We start from the raw sequence: 17,325 nt of genomic DNA, 5'->3' as shown, positions 1-17,325 counted from the left end.
ATAAAAGTGGTCTGACCACTTCTCCCCTTTTATATTATAACAGATGATCTTCTTCTGTACATACCCCTTATCCCTTTCTCACAACATTTGCTTTTCCTAACATTTGAGAAAGTTCATCTATACATTGATCAGATGCAGAAATGGTAAAATCATCCGATAATTCTACCGACTGTTTTTTATTTTCGTAATAAAGGATGACCTTTACTTTACCAGGGTATTTTTTTAACGTTTCTTTTAATTTTACAAGGTGTGTTTGAGTCGAGCGCTCTTGATCTATTTTCAAATAAACGATGTTATCAACTACCCTCTTCTGAAGGTCTTTTACATCCAGTGCCTTTGAAACAATTAATTGAGTTCGATCTGTTCCAACTTCTAATTTCCCTTCTAGAAAAACTAAATTCCCAGTTTTTAAAATAGAAAAAAACTCTCGAAATTGTCTTGGAAAAACAGTCACCTCAAGTTCTCCACTTTCATCACTCACCTTCAGGAAGGCCATTTGCTCACCTTTTTTCGTCTTAATGATTCTAATGCCCTCAATAAGTCCCGCAACCCTAAGGACATTCTTTTCAATCATTATTAATGCCTCAGCAATCGAATGACGTTGATGTGAATTTACAATATCATGATACGACTCAATTGGATGACTAGACAAATAAAAACCGAGAACTTCTTTTTCAAAATGAAGCTTTTCTGTGCCTTTAAATGGAGGTACCTGAACGATTTCTGGCTTTTTAATATTCTCTATAAACAATGGCGTTTGACCATCTGCCCCCTGCTTTTTAACTTGCTCGCCATATTCAATCGCATCGTCTAAGCTTGCTAAAAGGCTAGCACGGTGTTGACCAAACTCGTCGAAACATCCAGCAGCCACTAATGATTCTAAGGTCCTTCTATTAATAAACCTTGAAGATAATCTCGCACAAAAATCAAAAATATCTTCGTACAAGCCTCCCAGATTTCTTTCCATCACAATTTCCTCTATCGCTCTTATCCCTACATTTTTTATCGCAGTAAGACCAAACTGAAGCTGTTTGTTATTACTAATTGTAAAACCTGCACTACTTATATTTATTGAAGGTGAGCTAATTTGAAGCCCTTTCGATTTCGCATCAACAATATATTGACTCATTTTTTCATGCTGTCCAATAGCGCTTGTAAGTAAAGCAGCAAAAAACGCAGACGGATAGTTAGCTTTTAAATAAGCTAACTGATATGAAATAATACTGTAAGCTACTGAATGGCTTCTATTAAATCCATAATTAGCAAATCTAACAATTAAATCATATACTTCATTTCCTACTTTAGCATCATAGCCACGAGCTGTTGAGCCAGCCACAAATCGCTCCCGCTGCTTTTCAAGAGTTTCCAATTTTTTCTTACTGACAGCTCTTCTCAAAATATCTGCTTCTCCTAGCGAAAAACCTGCCAGTTTCGAGGCTATCTGCATGATCTGTTCTTGATATACAATGACTCCATAGGTTTTTTCTAGAATTGGCTTTAAGTCATGGTGAGGGTATGAAACTTGGTGTTTTTTCTGCTTACCAGCAATGAAGACTGGGATATTTTCCATTGGTCCTGGACGATATAGAGCATTAACAGCCACGATATCCTCAAACTCAGTTGGTTTTAAATTAGCTAATACTCGCCTCATTCCTGGTGATTCTAGCTGGAAAACACCCGTTGTATCACCTTTCCCTAAAAGCCAAAACGTTTTTTCGTCAGTGAATGGAATGTTATTCAGATCAATTTTTGTCTTATCCAATTGAAAAATGTGAGTAACTATTTCCTCCATAAAAGATAGGTTTCTCAACCCGAGAAAATCCATTTTTAAAAGACCCACTTCTTCTAGGATCGTCATTGGGTATTGAGTTACTAATACATCATAGTGACCTTTCTGTAATGGAACTTTATCAGTTAGGGGATCTTTACTAATCACGATGCCTGCTGCATGGGTTGAGGCATGACGTGGAATGCCTTCTACTCTTTTGGCTAGCTCAAACCACTCCTGGTAATGCTGATTTTCAATCAACTGCTTTTGCAATGTCGGTGTTTCCTTAATAGCTTCATCAATCGTTAGATTTGGTCTCGAAGATATTTGCTTTGCAATAGTATCAATTTCTTTCAATGGAATTCCAATAACTTTTCCAATATCTCTAAGTGCTGCCTTCGCTGCTAATGTTCCAAATGTAATAATCTGCGCCACATGATTTTTTCCATATTTTTGATATACGTAGTCAATAACTTCTTCACGTCTCGTGTCAGGAAAATCAATATCTATATCTGGCATAGTAACACGCTCTGGGTTAAGGAACCGTTCAAAAAGTAGATCATATTTAATTGGATCTACGTTCGTAATATTTAAAACATAAGCAACTAAAGAACCCGCCGCCGATCCTCGACCTGGGCCTGTGATCATACCACTATCATGTGCAAATTTCATGAAATCCCACACGATTAAAAAGTAATCATTGAACTGCATTTGATCAATAATTTTAAGTTCATACGCCAAACGTTTTTCATGTTCTTCATTTATTTGTTGATAACGACTATTTAACCCTTCATAACAAAGCTTTGCTAAGTAGTCTTTGGCATTCTCTCCAGAAGCTATTGGATATTCAGGTAATGCTTGCTCTCCAAAACTAAGTTCAACATTACATCTTTCAGCAATTACCATCGCATTTGATAACGCCTCAGGAACTTGGAGAAATAATTGTTTCATATCAGCTTTTGATTTTAAATAATACTCATCTACCCTAAAATCATGCTTAAGTTCCTGCAAAGTCGTTCCCTGGTCAATAGCCAATAAACATTTGTGGGCTAATGCATCTTCTTTTTGTACATACATTACTTGATTTGTAGCAACAAGATTTATGAGTCCCTTTTTTGAAAACTGGATTAATTGTAAATTCAACTGTTTTTCTGTAGCTAAGAAGTGATCATGAATTCCTATGTAGAAATCTTCCCCAAAATATTTCTTATACTCTTGGATTTTACTGAGGGCAAGCTCATTTGCTCCATCATTGAAAAGCTGTTGAATTTCACCTTGATATGGCGAACTAATCGCGATTAGTCCGTTACAATACGAAAATAGATGTTTTTTATCAACCTGTTTTTGCTGATTTTTTCCAAATACTTGCGCAATGCTACAAAGCTTCATTAAATTTTGGTAACCTGTAACGTTTTTGGCTAATAGAATTAACCGTGTCTCAAGTTCTTGATCACCCGCAACAGACAGTTCTAAGCCAATAATAGGTTTTATGCCTTCTTTTAAACACATTTTATAAAATGGGACGACCCCATACATTACATTCTGATCTGTTATTGCAAGTGCTGAATAATCTAATTCCTTTGCACGCTTAACAACTGTTTCAATCTTAGCGGAGCTTTTCAAAAGGCTAAACTCTGTATTTATATGTAAATGAACAAAATCCACACGTTTCCCCCCTTATAAAGTTTTGAGTTTTGAGTGTTGAATGTTTTTATGCATTTGCTTCGAAGCCATACTTTGTCTACTCATAACTCAACACTCATACACATAGAACATACGCTCCGTTTCTCTAATTATATTATGACACGCATTGAACTACAAATGAAATCATAACTTAGCTGTATGAGATATCATTGGACAATCGTTTAAAAAGAGGAGATTAGATAGAATAATAATTTACTTTGTCCCATAACTATTAGTAGAGATCAATTTAAAGTGTATGATGTTGAATTCCGAAATTCTACATCCTACATTTTACATTCTACATTAAGAAGGAAGATGCTAGCATATGGATAAAACTTTTCTAGGGACAATGATTATGGATTTCTTCGTTGCATTTGGAGTTGTTATAGGTGGTGCACTTGTTGGTGGGATTGGTGCTTTCTTAATAGGAAAACCACCTTTATCTACAATAAATGACCTTGCCGCAGGATTAAAAATTTGGGCAATGGTAGCAGCTATTGGTGGAACGTTTGATGCTATTTACAGTATTGAAAGAGGAATTTATGATGGCTCGCACATTGACATTGCCAAGACATTATTTATGATATTTGCAGCACTATCAGGTGCCCACTCTGGTGGAGTAGTGATTCAATTAATTACCCAGGAGGCGTAATCAATGCGGATTCCTCCCTACTATAGAAAGCCTAGTTGGCAGCGTTTTTTTGCGGGGTTAATCATCGGTATAATAATCGGTTGGTTTTTTTTCATCTATCAATTCGGAAATATACAAGAAAAACTAGTCACAGAAATTAAAGTGCAAGAGGCAATCATCGATGACCAAAAAAGAAACATTGAAATTTTAAGAAGCGACAAAGATGAATTAAATAAAGAAAACCAAAAAAAGTTAACGGTGCAAGAAGTCAAAGTCTATTTTAAAAATGATAAAGCATTAAAGCTAAGTGAATTATCTATTTACGAACTACGGAGTCAAATCGAAAATGAGCTTACTCCAGTTATCAATAAAAACATAGAAACTGTATCAAATACTAGTGAACTTCTTCAGCAAACTATTCAAAATAAAACCTTTACTGTTAATGAAAAAAAATATCATGTAATCATTAGAGAATTACATTTGTATACAACATTGGAGCTGTTTGTAGAAATTCGTTTAGCAAATTAACCCTCACCATACTGACTAGACCCCTTTAACTGATTTAATAAAATTTTCTGAATTTAGTCACAGACAAACACTTTTTCTGGAAATTTATTGTATAATGGATATGTACAATTAGATATGTACAATAACATTCAGAGGAGGGTTTCCGTTGATCATTAGTCGTAAAAAGTTAGCAAGGTCAAAAATTGAGCAAATCAAAGCTGGATACTCTGCTTACACTGAGTCAAAAGAAGTTGCATCGTACATGAAAAAAGAATTAGAGAAATTAGGTATTCCAGTCCACGAAGATGCCACAGATGTTGGGTATTGGTTCACCCCACAAAAAAAAGTAATGTAGCTGATCGCTTGCATTACTTTTCTTTTTTAATGGCCCTTTTCTAAAAGCTCTTTTCGTAAACATTGCTCCTGCGGTTACTCGTCGCACAAAAAAGCTTGTTGCTTTTTTACTCTAAAATAATTGGAAAAATACCTTAGATGAAGATATCACCCAATAAATTAATCAAGAAAAGAGCACTACTTACTAAATAAGTAGTGCAATCTTAGTATTTTCTTAAGCAACAACCTTTGCGAAAACAGCCTTTTTAATTGAATTTTTCGCATAGGTTGTTGTAAGGAATAGTCTTCTAAACCTGGAGTTCAAAATTCTTGTAGCATTCTGGTAATCACGGTATTTAAGAGCACTTAATAGTTCTGACAAATCTCTTGCAACCCTGCTAAAATCACTTCTGCTTCCTCCCAGGAATGAATTGAAGCACCTGCAGCCAATGGGTGACCACCACCATTAAACTTTTGAGCTAATCCATTAATTGTTGGTCCTTTAGATCTCAACCGTACTCGAATAAGTAAATCCGGCTCCTCAACGAAGAAAACCCATGCCTTTAATCCCTCTACATTGGCAAAGGTATTTACTAGTCTTGAAGCATCACTTGGTGTAACTCCATATTCCTGGAGTATAGATTGTGTTAAGTTAACTACTCCCACTCCATTTTCGAGGAATTTAAAATTATTTAAGATATAACCCTCAAGTCTTGCATCTTGTAGGCTTTTTCGTTCTAGGGGTTCGTATAGTTCCGTTGGTAGAAAGGGTTGTTTAATAAGCTCACTAGCATATCGAAATGTTCGTTCGGTTGTATTAGGATAACGAAATCGCCCTGTATCCCCAACTATTCCTGCAAATAAACACCTCGCCGCGTTTACTGTCATTTCCATACCTTTTTGTACGTGCCATTCTTCAAAAAGTTCATAAATCATTTCGCTTACTGAACTTGCAGTAGTATCTACCCAAATAATATCCCCATATGGATCTTCGTTAGGGTGGTGATCAATTTTTATGATTTTTTCTCCTAGTGTATACCTCTCATCACTTATCCGTTCAACATTAGCTGTATCGCAAATAATAATTAAAGCACCATTATAATCTTCTTCCTTAACATCGTCCATTTCTAATATAAATGTTAATGATGGCTCTTCATCACCAACCACATAAATATTTTTAGTTGGATAACGTTCCTTAAGTAAATAAGCTAATCCCCCCTGTGAACCTAAAGCATCAGGATCAGGGCGAACATGACGATGGATAATAATTTTGTCGTATTGCTCAACAGTCTCAATAATTTGTGCCTTCATACGAAGTCTCCTTTACTTATATTATTAGCTTTTTTACAACAATCACGGTACAATATCACTATGTGAACAGAAAAACTCAAGCTCCCTAGGAAAAAGTATAGTCTGCTTTTCCCCCTATTAAGCCCGACTAACTAGGGCTGAAGCAAGCATTTATTTATAGGAACGGATATTCTTTTTTAATTAAAAAATCAGCAGAGGTGTTATCAGTGATTACAACTTTCTTAATTGTCGTTTCCGCAGTCTTTTACTTGTTCTATAAAGTAAAATATTTTCAAACAAAGTCCCCTATAGAGAAAAAATGGATCTCTACTAAAGGAAACATTGCAATCGGCATATTCCTAATCTCCTTTGGTCTAAACCAAATTGTTATTACAACAACAGTAGCCCTTATTATTGGAACTATTTTCATTCTACTTGGGACAGCAAATGTCTATTTTGGTTACAAAGCCTACAAACATTACGTTCCTTTCGTAATCCAAGAGGCAAATAGTAAAAATTAAGTAAGAAAGAATGTTGCTTTGAAGTTTAGAAGTGAGTATCCGACTCCGACTAAACTTAAGAACAACATTCTTTTTTTTGAGGCTAAAGAAAAATCTGAATATTATCGATCAATAATTTGTGCCATTAATAAGGCTTTGCCAACGATTGTACCTTCATGGAAAATCTCTACATCAACTTTTCCAAACTTACGGCCAATTTCTAAAACTCTTGGAAAGATTTCAATCATACTCTCAATCTGCACCGGTTTAATAAAGTAGAGAGTAATATTTTCAACAACTAAATCACCTTTTTATGAACCCTTAAAGCTCTGCTTCCAGCTTCAGTAACAATTGTTGTAAAAACTCCATATGAAATTGTCCCTAGATGGTTAGTCATTTGTGGGGTAACCTCACACCTATAACAGATTTCATTTCCAATTGAAGCGTCTTGAAAACGACTCGTTACTAGATCTTCAATCGTTTCACCAACGTGTGGCTGGCGTTGATTCATTTGAAGTGCTTTTAGAACATCCTGGCGACTTATCACTCCAATAAGTTTTTTATAATTATCCACTACCGGGAGTTGTTCAATACCTTCCCAAACCATCAAGTGTGCAGCAGAAGCAACTGATGTCTGCCCATTTACTGAAAGTGGACTTTTCGTCATAACTTTTTCTATTTCTAAGTTTTTATCAATCCCCATGACATCTTTAGATGTAACCATTCCTTGAATTTTCATATTTTCATCAACTACTGGATAACGGCTATGGCCTGTTTCATCGTTAAAATTAAACCATTTTTCAATCTTATCTGTTGTCTTTAAATAATAGGTCTTCTCTAATTTAATATAAATATCCTCAACAAGGATAATTTCTTTTTTATCAATTGATCATAGATTGCCCTGTTGATCATCGTCGCAACTGTAAAAGTATCATAAGACGTAGATATAATTGGTAAGTTTAAATCGTCTGCTAGCTTTTTAACCTCCTCTGAGGTATCAAAACCACCAGTAAGTAGCACTGCAGCACCAGCTTGTAGCGCTAATTTATGTACCTGATCTCGATTACCTACGATCAATAAATTGCCAGCCTCAACGTAACGCATCATCGCTTCAGCTTTCATGGCGCCAATCACAAATTTATTTAGCGTTTTATGTAAACCATCTCTCCCGCCGAGAACTTGTCCATCAACGATATTTACAACCTCGGCAAACGTTAGCTTTTCAAAGTTTTCTTTCTGCTTCTTTTCAATACGTATTGTTCCAACACGCTCAATTGTGCTTACTAAACCCTGATTTTCAGCATCTTTAATCGCTCGGTAAGCTGTCCCCTCACTAACAGTCAATGCTTTTGCAATTTGTCTAACTGAAATTTTGTGACCAATCTCAAGAGATTGAATATATTGCAAAATTTGTTCGTGTTTAGTCATCAAGCTCCCCCACTTTCCACCCTGTATTCATAATTTATCTTTTCTGTACTAATACAAGTATATAGATGAGAGAGCTTGTTTTCAAGGCAATTAACTATATTGACGAACTTTTTGTTTCACTTGCGTCGTTATTCTTTTGCTAATTGTCCCACCTCTGTCTACTTTTTTTCCGTACAGTAACGCAATCATGTTACCACTGATAGCCAAGAGAGCGAATAAAAGCCAAGCTCCAGAAAAAATAACCTCTTTTAAATCTCCCTGAAAATTTAGATAAGGCACACCATAAAATACAATAGCTATTCCAAGTAAAAAACATAGTAGCAAACGATTTCTCCGCATCGTAATCCCCCTTTAGATAGGTTGTCTCAATGCAGTATATGCCTCAAAATCAGTATTGATACTATGTTTTTTAGTTTGTCTTACTGTAAGTCTAGTCATTGATTAGCACATGCTTCTGACCTCGAGCAAAGTCACACTTGAGTCAACCCCTTTGCAAAGTTGCGACGAGTAACCGCAGGAGCACCAGAGCTTCCTTGAGTCAGCTCCTTTGCAAAGTTGCGACGAGTAACCGCAGGAGCAGATCGCGTCCGATGCTAGACATTAAGTACTAAAAACGCTTTTACTTTCGTATCTTATAAAATAAAGGGCTATTAAGGTCGAAGATCACACCTTAATAGCCCTTTATTAGTTTTTTTTATAGGATTAAATGTTGCTAATGTGATGCTTATAAAAAAGTGATATCTTTAACAACAAAGAAACTTATAACTCAATTGTTTCCCCTGACACAAGAACTTTCCCTTCAATTCCATCCTCTAGCAATGAACAAAAGACTTTGGGATCTTGCTCAATAACTGGGAAAGTATTGTAATGAATTGGTACTACCTGTTTTGCCTTCAACCATGTGGCAGCTAATGCTGCATCAGTTGGGCCCATTGTGAAATTATCACCAATTGGGAGGAAGGCCAAATCAATTCTATTTCTATCTCCGATTACTTTCATGTCTGAAAAAAGCGCAGTGTCACCGGCGTGATAGATCGTCTTACCTTCTAGAGAGATAAGAAGACCTGCCGGCATGCCAGTATACACTATTTTCTTTGTCTCTTCCTCGACATACGCTGATCCATGAAATGCTTGTGTTAGTTTTACTACCCCAAAGTCAAACTGATGGGCCCCACCAATATGCATTGCGTGGGTGTTAACTCCCTGCCAACTTAAATATGTAGCAAGCTCAAACGGTGCTACTACAAGCGCATTGTTTTGTTTTGCTAACTCTACCGTATCTCCAACATGATCATTATGTCCGTGTGACAAAAGAATGTAATCTACTTCCAACTCACTTACACTAAGAGTAGTTTGACCGTTTCCATTAATAAATGGATCAATAATTATTTTTTTCTCGTTCGTTTCAATCAAAACTACTGAATGTCCGTGATATGTTACTTTCAAGATCATCACCTCTACACATTTTTTATTTCATTTCACTAACTTTAACCCACATACCTATTTACGTTCTCCTTATACATTGAAAATCCTGCTATGCCTTCCCTATGTTTTTGGAAAAAATGAAGATTTTTTCACTCCAGCCGTTTCGGAAACATACGAAGCTTCAAGAACTGCACCAGGATCAATGGTCAATACCACGTCTTTTAGTTTTGGGTACATAAATCGGTTTGTGATACAATAGATAATCTTTCTCTCCTCTTTCGTAAATCCACCTTGTCCATATAAAAACGTGATTTGAGCATCAAGATCTTTCATTAAACTATAGGCAACTTCATCTGGAATTTCAGAAATAATCATGACTGATTTCCCTTGATTGACCCCGTCTAGAATGAAATCAATAAGCTTTGAAACGATATAAAAGATAGCAATGGAAAACATCGCTTTTTCCAAAGTAAAGACAAATGCTGCACCTACTAAAATAATTGCATTAATTGCTAATAGAAAAGTACTTATAGAAATGTTGTACTTTTTATTAATAAAAATCGCCAGCATCTCAGTTCCATCTACTGCTCCTCCAGCTTTCACAACAAGACCAACACCTGTACCTAGTAATAGGCCACCATAGAGAACAATAAGTACTTCAGAGGAAGTAATTGCAGGCATCGGAGCGAGCAGAATTAGCGCTATAGAAGTAATAATATTTGCATAGATCGTTCTAAACACAAACTTTTTCCCCATGTATTTTGCGGAGAATAAAAGTGTTGGAAGGTTCAATAAGATAAATATGGACCAAATAGGGACATCCCAAACTCGATTTGCCATAATTGATAAAGCTGTTACCCCACCATCAACAAGTCCATTTGGAGCCAAAATTAATTCTAGCCCAACTGCAACTACAATTGAGCCAATCGTTAACATAATATAATCAAAAAATTTCTTCATGTTCCACTCCCCAAGAAAATAATCAATATAGTAATCTTATCATATTTACTAATTTTCTTAATAATATATTAATTCTCATAAAGTTTATTTAACAAATGGTGTGGAAAATGGTAAAGTGAACACAGATTACATATGAGTGAATTTCATAATCACCCTAATCGAGCTATATCAATCTAAGTGTAGTTGCGAATGGTTTCTACGCAACTACACTTAGAACTTAGTAGCGTAAATAATGAATTATGAAATTCATTGATATATCAAATTTTAAAAATAAGGAAGTGAAATTATGAATAAGCGCTTAACTAGAGTTATGGACTGGTTAGCAGAAAAAAATGTCGATTTTGCTTTTGTCCAAACGAAAGCAAATGTATTTTATTTATCCCAATTTTATACAGAACCACATGAACGCCTCGTAGGTATTGTTATTTTTCCAACAGAAGAGCCTATTCTAATTTGTCCTAATATGGAAAAGCCACAGGCTAAGGCTGCCGGTTGGGAACATGAAATCATTAGCTATAGTGACTCAGAAAACCCTTGGGATTTATTAGAAAAACGTATAAAAGGGCTAGTGCCAACTGCTAGTGTGATCGCTATAGAAAAAGAGCATATCTCATATACAAGAGCTACTGCATTATTAAATATGTTTCCTCAAGGACAATTAGTTTCTGTAGAAGAAAAGCTTTATTCATTAAGATTGATAAAAGAACCCTCCGAATTAGAAATTTTAAAGCAGGCAGCAAAGCTTGCAGATTTTGGAGTTGAGGTAGGGGTTCATGCACTTAAATCTGGGAAAACAGAAATGGATGTATTAGCGCTAATTGAATATGAACTAAAAAGGAAAGGCATTCGGGAAATGTCATTTTCGACAATGGTTTTAACCGGTAGGAAAACAGCAGACCCTCATGGAAATCCAGGACTTACTGAAATTACTGGTGGTGACTTCGTCTTATTTGACCTCGGTGTCGTGTTAGATGGTTATTGTTCTGACATTACCAGAACAGTGGTCTTTCAAGAGGCTAGTGAAAAACAACAGGAAATTTACGAGACTGTATTAGGGGCACAACTACAGGCGTTGGCTGCTTGTAAAATTGGTACAAGAATTGGTGACATAGATTTGGCGGCGCGAAACTATATTACAAACGCAGGTTTTGGAGAGTATTTCCCACACCGCATTGGCCACGGACTTGGGATCGAAGTTCATGAATTTCCTTCTATGAGTGAAAACAATAATGATTTACTTCAAGAGGGCGCTGTGTTTACTGTTGAACCAGGTATCTATGTACCTAGTATTGGCGGAGTTCGTATCGAAGACGATATCGTGATAACAAAGGATGGATTTGAGAGCCTGACAAAGTATCCGAAGGACCTTATTATAGTTTAAAGTTTTGAGTTTTGAGTTTTGAGTTTTGAGTAAGTGAAAGTAATGCTTCGAAGCACTACTTGCAAATAACTCTAAACTCAAAACTCTACACTCTCAACTGTTTTTATGATCCCAAACCCACGTATACAATTTATTGTCACCAGTCATCCAACGAATATCAAGATGTTCTATTTCTGGGAAACGATTTTGTTTTAATATTTCTACCATTTTCTCAATTTTTGCTTCTTCGGATAGATTAATTTCTTTTACAATTTTAAGTAATTCGTCTTTTGCTTCTTTCGTTTTTATCACTTTTTCCCCTTTTTCATACTCATACTTCCCTGGACTTGTATATTCCCATTGATGCTCAATTCCATTTTCAATAACAGTAATCTTCAAGAAGAAACTTTCCATCAAATTTAGAGCGTTACTTTGGGCAGGAAAAATTGTTAAACAGCATAGTAGTAAAATTGGCGTCAGAAACCTTCTTTTCATGGATATCACCTCATTACTACTATTAGTAAATATTGGATGTTTTATACTAGTTTAAAATGTAGACCTCAGAGTTTAAGTTAGTGGCCATTTTGCTTTAAAGGTTTGCCTATAACTCTACATTCTACACTTAAGTTATTACCGGAAACGATGCAGTACATCTACACCACCTGTTACTTCAATTACTGTTCCAGTTATCATATCTGAATTTTCGTGACAGAGAAACGAAATAACACGACCAATATCCTCACCTGTTCCAGATCTACCAATAGGTGTATTTTCATCTGGAAGCTTCCTCGATTCGGCGATTGAAGACTCTTTCATCTCTCCAACAATGTTCCCCGGACAAACTATGTTAGCCGTTATACCATTTTCAGCTTCCTCAATTGCTAGAGTCTTTGTGAGAGAGACTAATCCAACCTTTGCTGCTGCAAAAGCAGAGCGGTATAGCCAACCTGGTGTGCCTTCTGCACCTTGAAAACCATAAGAAATAATTCGTCCAAATTTTTCCTTTTGCATCATTGGAATTATTTTTTTCAACAAATGAAAAACACTACTTAAATTACCTTCTAGCATTTCGTACCATTCATCCTCGTTATACTCTATAAGCTTCTTTCTTTCAAATACATAAGGTCCTGCATTATTTATTAGAATATGAATATTTCCGAAGGAGCTTACAGCATGGTCAACCAGCAGAGACAAGTCATTTTTATTTGTGACATCAGCTCGAATAAACTGAAAACGCCCTTGAAACCTCTCCCATTCCAGGGCCAACCGTTCTAGTGCTTCCTCGTCACTACGGTAACTAATAGACACCCTATAGCCATCTTCGAGTAATGTTTCCGTTACTTTTTTTCCTAAACCCTTCGTTCCAGCTGTGATCAGAGCATGTCGCATTATTTTCTCCCCCTCCCTATATTTAAACGTACAAGTCGTTTTACGGCGATGATGTATTTTTTGCAGTTGCTTAATTTTATTAGCTTTGCATTCTGTGACAATCTAGCTTTTGAACCTGAGCAAAGTAATGACTTGGTAGTTCAAAAGCGCACCATTGTTTTTAAACGCTTTTTTCTAAAAGATTGTTGCTATTAACTTTAGGTCGTAACCAAGCGAATACTTGGTTCTTCACGCTTTGCGTGAAGCTTTTGAGAATAAATAAGCCATTGGGCCAAATAAATTTGTCCCAAAAAGCTGATTTATTCTCAAAAGACGACCTTAAAGCAACAAAGTTTACGAAAACAGCCTTTTAAAAAAATCAATCCATTAAAAAATTATAATTAACACTTACGGTTACATTGCACAAATATGTCACTTTGTTTTCCCCATTATTATAGTGTTATGTAATAGTAAAGTAAAAAAGAATGCTTCAGAATTTTGGTTATGTAAAATAAAAACCTTGGTAAAAAACTATACCAAGGTACTTCCAGTTTTATTGGTTCTCTTGCTGATCAATGTCATCTCGCTTTTTTGTATCTGCCGTACCTTCGTAATAAGAATCTAACAATTGTTGCCTGACGATCGCATCTCCTTCCTCATCAAAAATTGTGCTTTGAAACTTCGAGTCCTTCATTCACCACACCCCCTTTTCCTCTTTAATATTATTCATCAATCATTCACCATTTATGACAGTTTCACCAAAAACTAGGAGTTTGTTCATGGTATAATTAAATTGTAAAGATTTACATTTTATAATATTAGGGGTGGAAAATATGGAAAAAAACTACTCGAATATTTTAGTTGCTGTTGACGGATCAAATGAAGCAAAAAAAGCATTATTAAAAGCTATTGATGTTGCTAAAAAAGAGCAGGCAAAAATTATTATTACACATGTTGTTGATACTAGAACATTTGCAACAGTTGAACAATATGACCGCGCTATTGTGACTAGAGCAGAAGAATACGCAAAGGACATGCTATCTGAGTATAAACAAGAGGTGGAAAAAGCCGGGGTTGCAGCTGTATGTGTATTAGATTTTGGATCACCAAAAGTAAAAGTGTCTAAAGATATAGCTAAGAAATACGAAGTGGATTTGATTATTACAGGGGCAACGGGGCTAAATGCAGTTGAACGACTCCTTATTGGTAGCGTGTCAGAATATATTGCACGAACTGCGAAATGCGATGTGTTAATTGTACGAAATTAATTATCACGCTTTGCATGAAGCATTTGAGAAAAAATGAGCCGTTGAGACAAATTCATTCGTCTCAACGGCTCTCTCATTCTCAAAAGACGGCCCCAAAAGCAACGTTTACGAAAGGAACTATTATTTGTTAGATATTACAAATTCAGCTTTTTTAATCGCTAGTCTCACTTGATCAAAGCCTGTTCCACCTGCACTATTACGTCTGGCAACAACCGTTTTGGGTTCGAGCACGTGAAAGATATCGTCTTCAAATAAAGGACTAGCTTCTTTAAATTCATCAATTGTTAAGTTTAATAGGTATTTTTTGTTTTGAATGCAATAAAGAACAAGTTTACCGACAACCTCATGAGCTGCTCGAAATGGCATCCCCTTAGTAGCTAAGTAATCTGCTAGCTCAGTAGCATTGGAAAAATCCTCATTCGTTGCTTTCTCCATATTCGCACCTAATACTTTCATTGTTTCAATCATTCCAGCAAAAATTTGCAAGCTACCTTTAACTGTATGAACTGTATCAAACATACCTTCTTTATCTTCTTGCATATCTTTGTTATAGGCTAACGGTAAACCTTTTAAAACGGTTAACAAGGAAAAAAGATTTCCGTATACTCGCCCCGTTTTACCACGAATTAACTCTGCCATATCTGGATTTTTCTTTTGTGGCATTATACTACTACCAGTTGCAAACGTATCGTCCATTTCGATAAATTGGAATTCTTGGCTCGACCATAAAATTAACTCTTCACAAAACGCGACAGATGCATCATTACCATTGAGGAGTTGCTTAAGAACTCAACAATAAAGTCGCGATCACTTACGGCGTCCATACTATTTTCATAGATAGACTCAAAGCCTAAGAGCTCTGCTGAATACTCACGATCAATCGGGAATGTTGTTCCAGCCAATGCTCCTGCTCCTAACGGAGAGATATTAATCCGTTTCATGCTATCCTGATATCGCTCATAATCACGCTCCAACATCCAAAAATAGGTCATTAAATGGTGGGCAAATGAAACTGGTTGAGCTCTTTGCAAATGAGTATAGCCTGGAATGATGGTTTCAACATGAAATTTTGCTTGATCGAGGATAGCTTCTTGAAGATGCTTAACTGATTCCATAATTTCCGTTACTTGCGTACGTAAATAAAGATGCATATCGGTTGCGACTTGGTCATTACGGCTTCTACCTGTATGGAGCTTACCACCGACCTCACCAATTTCATCGATTAAAAACTTCTCAATGTTTAAATGGATATCCTCATTTTCCACACTATATTCAAGTTGACCTTTTTTAGCTTTTTCTTGAATAACCTCTAAACCCGCAAGAATTTTCTCGACTTCTGCCTCAGGGACAATCCCACATTTACCCAACATCTTAACATGGGCAATGCTCCCCTGAATATCTTCTTTCACCAATTCTTTATCAAAGCCAATGGATGCCCCAAAGGCATCCACCCAGCTTGCTGCTTTTTTTGTAAACCTTCCACCCCAAAGCTTAGCTGTCACAGTTGATTTACTCCCTTCTTTGCCACCATGCTATGAACTTTTGTTGGCAAGCCCCACAGCTTAATAAATCCAACAGCTGCACTGTGGTCAAACTCATCTTCTGTTGAGTATGTTGCAAGCTTTTCGTCGTATAATGAAAACTCTGACTTACGTCCTTCAACAATAGCATGACCTTTGAATAGCTTTACACGTACCGTACCTGTTACTGTTTTTTGCGTTTCCTTCAAAAACGCTTGCAAAGCAGGCATCAATGGAGAGAACCATAAACCATCATAAATCATTTCAGTAATTTTCTTTTCAATGACTGGTTTATAGTGAGCAACCTCTTTTGTAAGCGTCAAGTCTTCTAATTCTTTATGTGCTTTTAGAAGAGTCATTGCTCCTGGACACTCATAAACTTCACGAGATTTAATACCTACCAATCTATTTTCAACATGGTCAATTCGTCCAACCCCATGCTTCCCCGCAATACTGTTAAGCTCTAAAATTAGGGAATCAAGATTAAACACTTTGCCGTTTAACGTTTTAGGAATCCCCTGCTGAAACCCAATTTCAACGTACTCTGGCTCATTCGGAGTATGCTCTAAAGCTACCGTTAGTTCATAAGCTCCTTCAGGAGGTGTTGCCCAAGGATCTTCTAGAACTCCACATTCACAGCTTCTTCCCCATAAATTTTGGTCAACAGAATAAGGGTTATCTAAGTTCACCGGTATTGGAATATTATGAGTTTTTGCATACTCAATTTCCTCATCACGGCTCCAACCCCACTCACGAACAGGTGCTAGCACTTCAAGGTTGGGATTTAAGGCTTGAATCGAAACTTCAAAACGTACTTGGTCATTACCTTTCCCCGTACAACCATGTGCGACTGCGTCAGCGCCAACCTGGTTAGCAATTTCTACTAGTTTCTTTGAAATAAGCGGGCGAGAAAGCGCAGATACGAGCGGATATTTTCCTTCGTACATTGCATGACTTTGTAAGGCTGTTAATACGAACTCCTCTGCATACTCTTTTGTAGCATCAACAGTATAAGATTGAATTGCCCCCACTGTTAATGCTTTTTCTTTTACAAACTGAAGGTCTTTTCCTTCACCGACATCTAAACAAACAGCAATTACATCATAACCTTGATCTCCTAACCATTTAATAGCCACTGATGTATCTAAACCACCAGAATATGCTAATACAACTTTCTTTTTACTCATTTCCCATTCCTCCATACATGAATATTAATACTTGTTTTATAATATTTATACACTTATTTTCAAAAGAAAAGAGGCTTTATATAAGCGCTCTACTCTC

15 protein-coding genes and 2 pseudogenes are annotated in these 17,325 nt (G+C 36.3%); 6 read left to right on the top strand and 11 right to left on the bottom strand.

Annotated features, from left to right (window positions below):
• Positions 1-67: 67 nt before the first annotated feature.
• On the bottom strand, positions 68-3,433 hold the full coding sequence (locus H1D32_RS06425) for a DNA polymerase III subunit alpha (protein ID WP_261177428.1): 3,366 nt from the start codon (positions 3,431-3,433) through the stop codon (positions 68-70).
• 343 nt (positions 3,434-3,776) lie between these two features.
• Between H1D32_RS06425 and H1D32_RS06420 the strand changes: the two genes are divergently transcribed.
• The 3 genes from H1D32_RS06420 (at position 3,777) to H1D32_RS06410 (ending at position 4,944) form a co-directional block, all read left to right on the top strand.
• Positions 3,777-4,103: a YtrH family sporulation protein gene (locus tag H1D32_RS06420; protein ID WP_261177427.1), complete on the top strand. Its 327-nt coding sequence runs from the start codon at positions 3,777-3,779 to the stop codon at positions 4,101-4,103.
• Between the two features lie 3 nt (positions 4,104-4,106).
• On the top strand, positions 4,107-4,610 hold the full coding sequence (ytrI, locus tag H1D32_RS06415) for a sporulation membrane protein YtrI (RefSeq protein ID WP_261177426.1): 504 nt from the start codon (positions 4,107-4,109) through the stop codon (positions 4,608-4,610).
• A gap of 145 nt (positions 4,611-4,755) precedes the next feature.
• Positions 4,756-4,944: a YtzJ family protein gene (locus H1D32_RS06410; RefSeq protein ID WP_261177424.1), complete on the top strand. Its 189-nt coding sequence runs from the start codon at positions 4,756-4,758 to the stop codon at positions 4,942-4,944.
• A gap of 344 nt (positions 4,945-5,288) precedes the next feature.
• Here H1D32_RS06410 and H1D32_RS06405 read toward each other — a convergent pair whose 3' ends face one another.
• A complete protein-coding gene (locus H1D32_RS06405) occupies positions 5,289-6,233 on the bottom strand; it encodes a DHH family phosphoesterase (protein WP_261177423.1) in 945 nt (314 codons plus the stop codon).
• A gap of 206 nt (positions 6,234-6,439) precedes the next feature.
• Between H1D32_RS06405 and H1D32_RS06400 the strand changes: the two genes are divergently transcribed.
• A complete protein-coding gene (locus tag H1D32_RS06400; protein WP_261177422.1) occupies positions 6,440-6,733 on the top strand; it encodes a YtpI family protein in 294 nt (97 codons plus the stop codon).
• Between the two features lie 101 nt (positions 6,734-6,834).
• Here the strand turns inward: H1D32_RS06400 and H1D32_RS06395 are convergent.
• The 4 genes and pseudogenes from H1D32_RS06395 to H1D32_RS06380 form a co-directional block, all read right to left on the bottom strand.
• A pseudogene (locus H1D32_RS06395) lies at positions 6,835-8,143 on the bottom strand (DRTGG domain-containing protein).
• A gap of 87 nt (positions 8,144-8,230) precedes the next feature.
• A complete protein-coding gene (locus H1D32_RS06390; protein WP_261177421.1) occupies positions 8,231-8,479 on the bottom strand; it encodes a hypothetical protein in 249 nt (82 codons plus the stop codon).
• Between the two features lie 420 nt (positions 8,480-8,899).
• On the bottom strand, positions 8,900-9,586 hold the full coding sequence (locus H1D32_RS06385; protein WP_261177420.1) for a metal-dependent hydrolase: 687 nt from the start codon (positions 9,584-9,586) through the stop codon (positions 8,900-8,902).
• 99 nt (positions 9,587-9,685) lie between these two features.
• Positions 9,686-10,525, bottom strand: coding sequence for a YitT family protein (locus tag H1D32_RS06380; protein ID WP_261177419.1), 840 nt, complete (start codon positions 10,523-10,525; stop codon positions 9,686-9,688).
• Positions 10,526-10,811: 286 nt separating this feature from the next.
• Here H1D32_RS06380 and H1D32_RS06375 point away from each other — a divergent pair, with 286 nt between their 5' ends.
• Entirely contained in the window at positions 10,812-11,906 is a 1,095-nt protein-coding gene (locus H1D32_RS06375) for a M24 family metallopeptidase (RefSeq protein WP_261177417.1), read from the top strand.
• 93 nt (positions 11,907-11,999) lie between these two features.
• Here the strand turns inward: H1D32_RS06375 and H1D32_RS06370 are convergent, their stop codons facing one another.
• The 3 genes from H1D32_RS06370 to H1D32_RS06360 all read right to left on the bottom strand — a co-directional run bounded on the left by H1D32_RS06370 (position 12,000) and on the right by H1D32_RS06360 (position 13,947).
• Positions 12,000-12,380, bottom strand: coding sequence for a hypothetical protein (locus H1D32_RS06370; RefSeq protein WP_261177415.1), 381 nt, complete (start codon positions 12,378-12,380; stop codon positions 12,000-12,002).
• A 135-nt stretch (positions 12,381-12,515) separates the two neighbouring features.
• The gene (locus tag H1D32_RS06365) at positions 12,516-13,274 is read right to left on the bottom strand and encodes an SDR family oxidoreductase (protein WP_261177411.1); all 759 of its coding nucleotides are present in this window, start codon (positions 13,272-13,274) and stop codon (positions 12,516-12,518) included.
• 532 nt (positions 13,275-13,806) lie between these two features.
• Entirely contained in the window at positions 13,807-13,947 is a 141-nt protein-coding gene (locus H1D32_RS06360) for a hypothetical protein (RefSeq protein WP_261177410.1), read from the bottom strand.
• Between the two features lie 139 nt (positions 13,948-14,086).
• On the opposite strand from H1D32_RS06360, the gene H1D32_RS06355 reads away from it, so the two are divergent.
• Entirely contained in the window at positions 14,087-14,521 is a 435-nt protein-coding gene (locus H1D32_RS06355) for a universal stress protein (protein ID WP_261177408.1), read from the top strand.
• A gap of 120 nt (positions 14,522-14,641) precedes the next feature.
• Here the strand turns inward: H1D32_RS06355 and argH are convergent.
• Both argH and H1D32_RS06345 read right to left on the bottom strand, forming a co-directional pair.
• A pseudogene (argH, locus tag H1D32_RS06350) lies at positions 14,642-16,023 on the bottom strand (argininosuccinate lyase).
• The gene (locus tag H1D32_RS06345) at positions 16,020-17,228 is read right to left on the bottom strand and encodes an argininosuccinate synthase (protein WP_261177407.1); all 1,209 of its coding nucleotides are present in this window, start codon (positions 17,226-17,228) and stop codon (positions 16,020-16,022) included. The pseudogene argH and the gene H1D32_RS06345 overlap by 4 nt, the downstream one beginning before the upstream one ends.
• Positions 17,229-17,325 lie beyond the last annotated feature (97 nt).

Origin of the sequence: Anaerobacillus sp. CMMVII (assembly GCF_025377685.1) — a bacterium.
GTDB lineage: Bacteria > Bacillota > Bacilli > Bacillales > Anaerobacillaceae > Anaerobacillus.
This window is presented reverse-complemented; position numbering and strand designations above follow the sequence as displayed.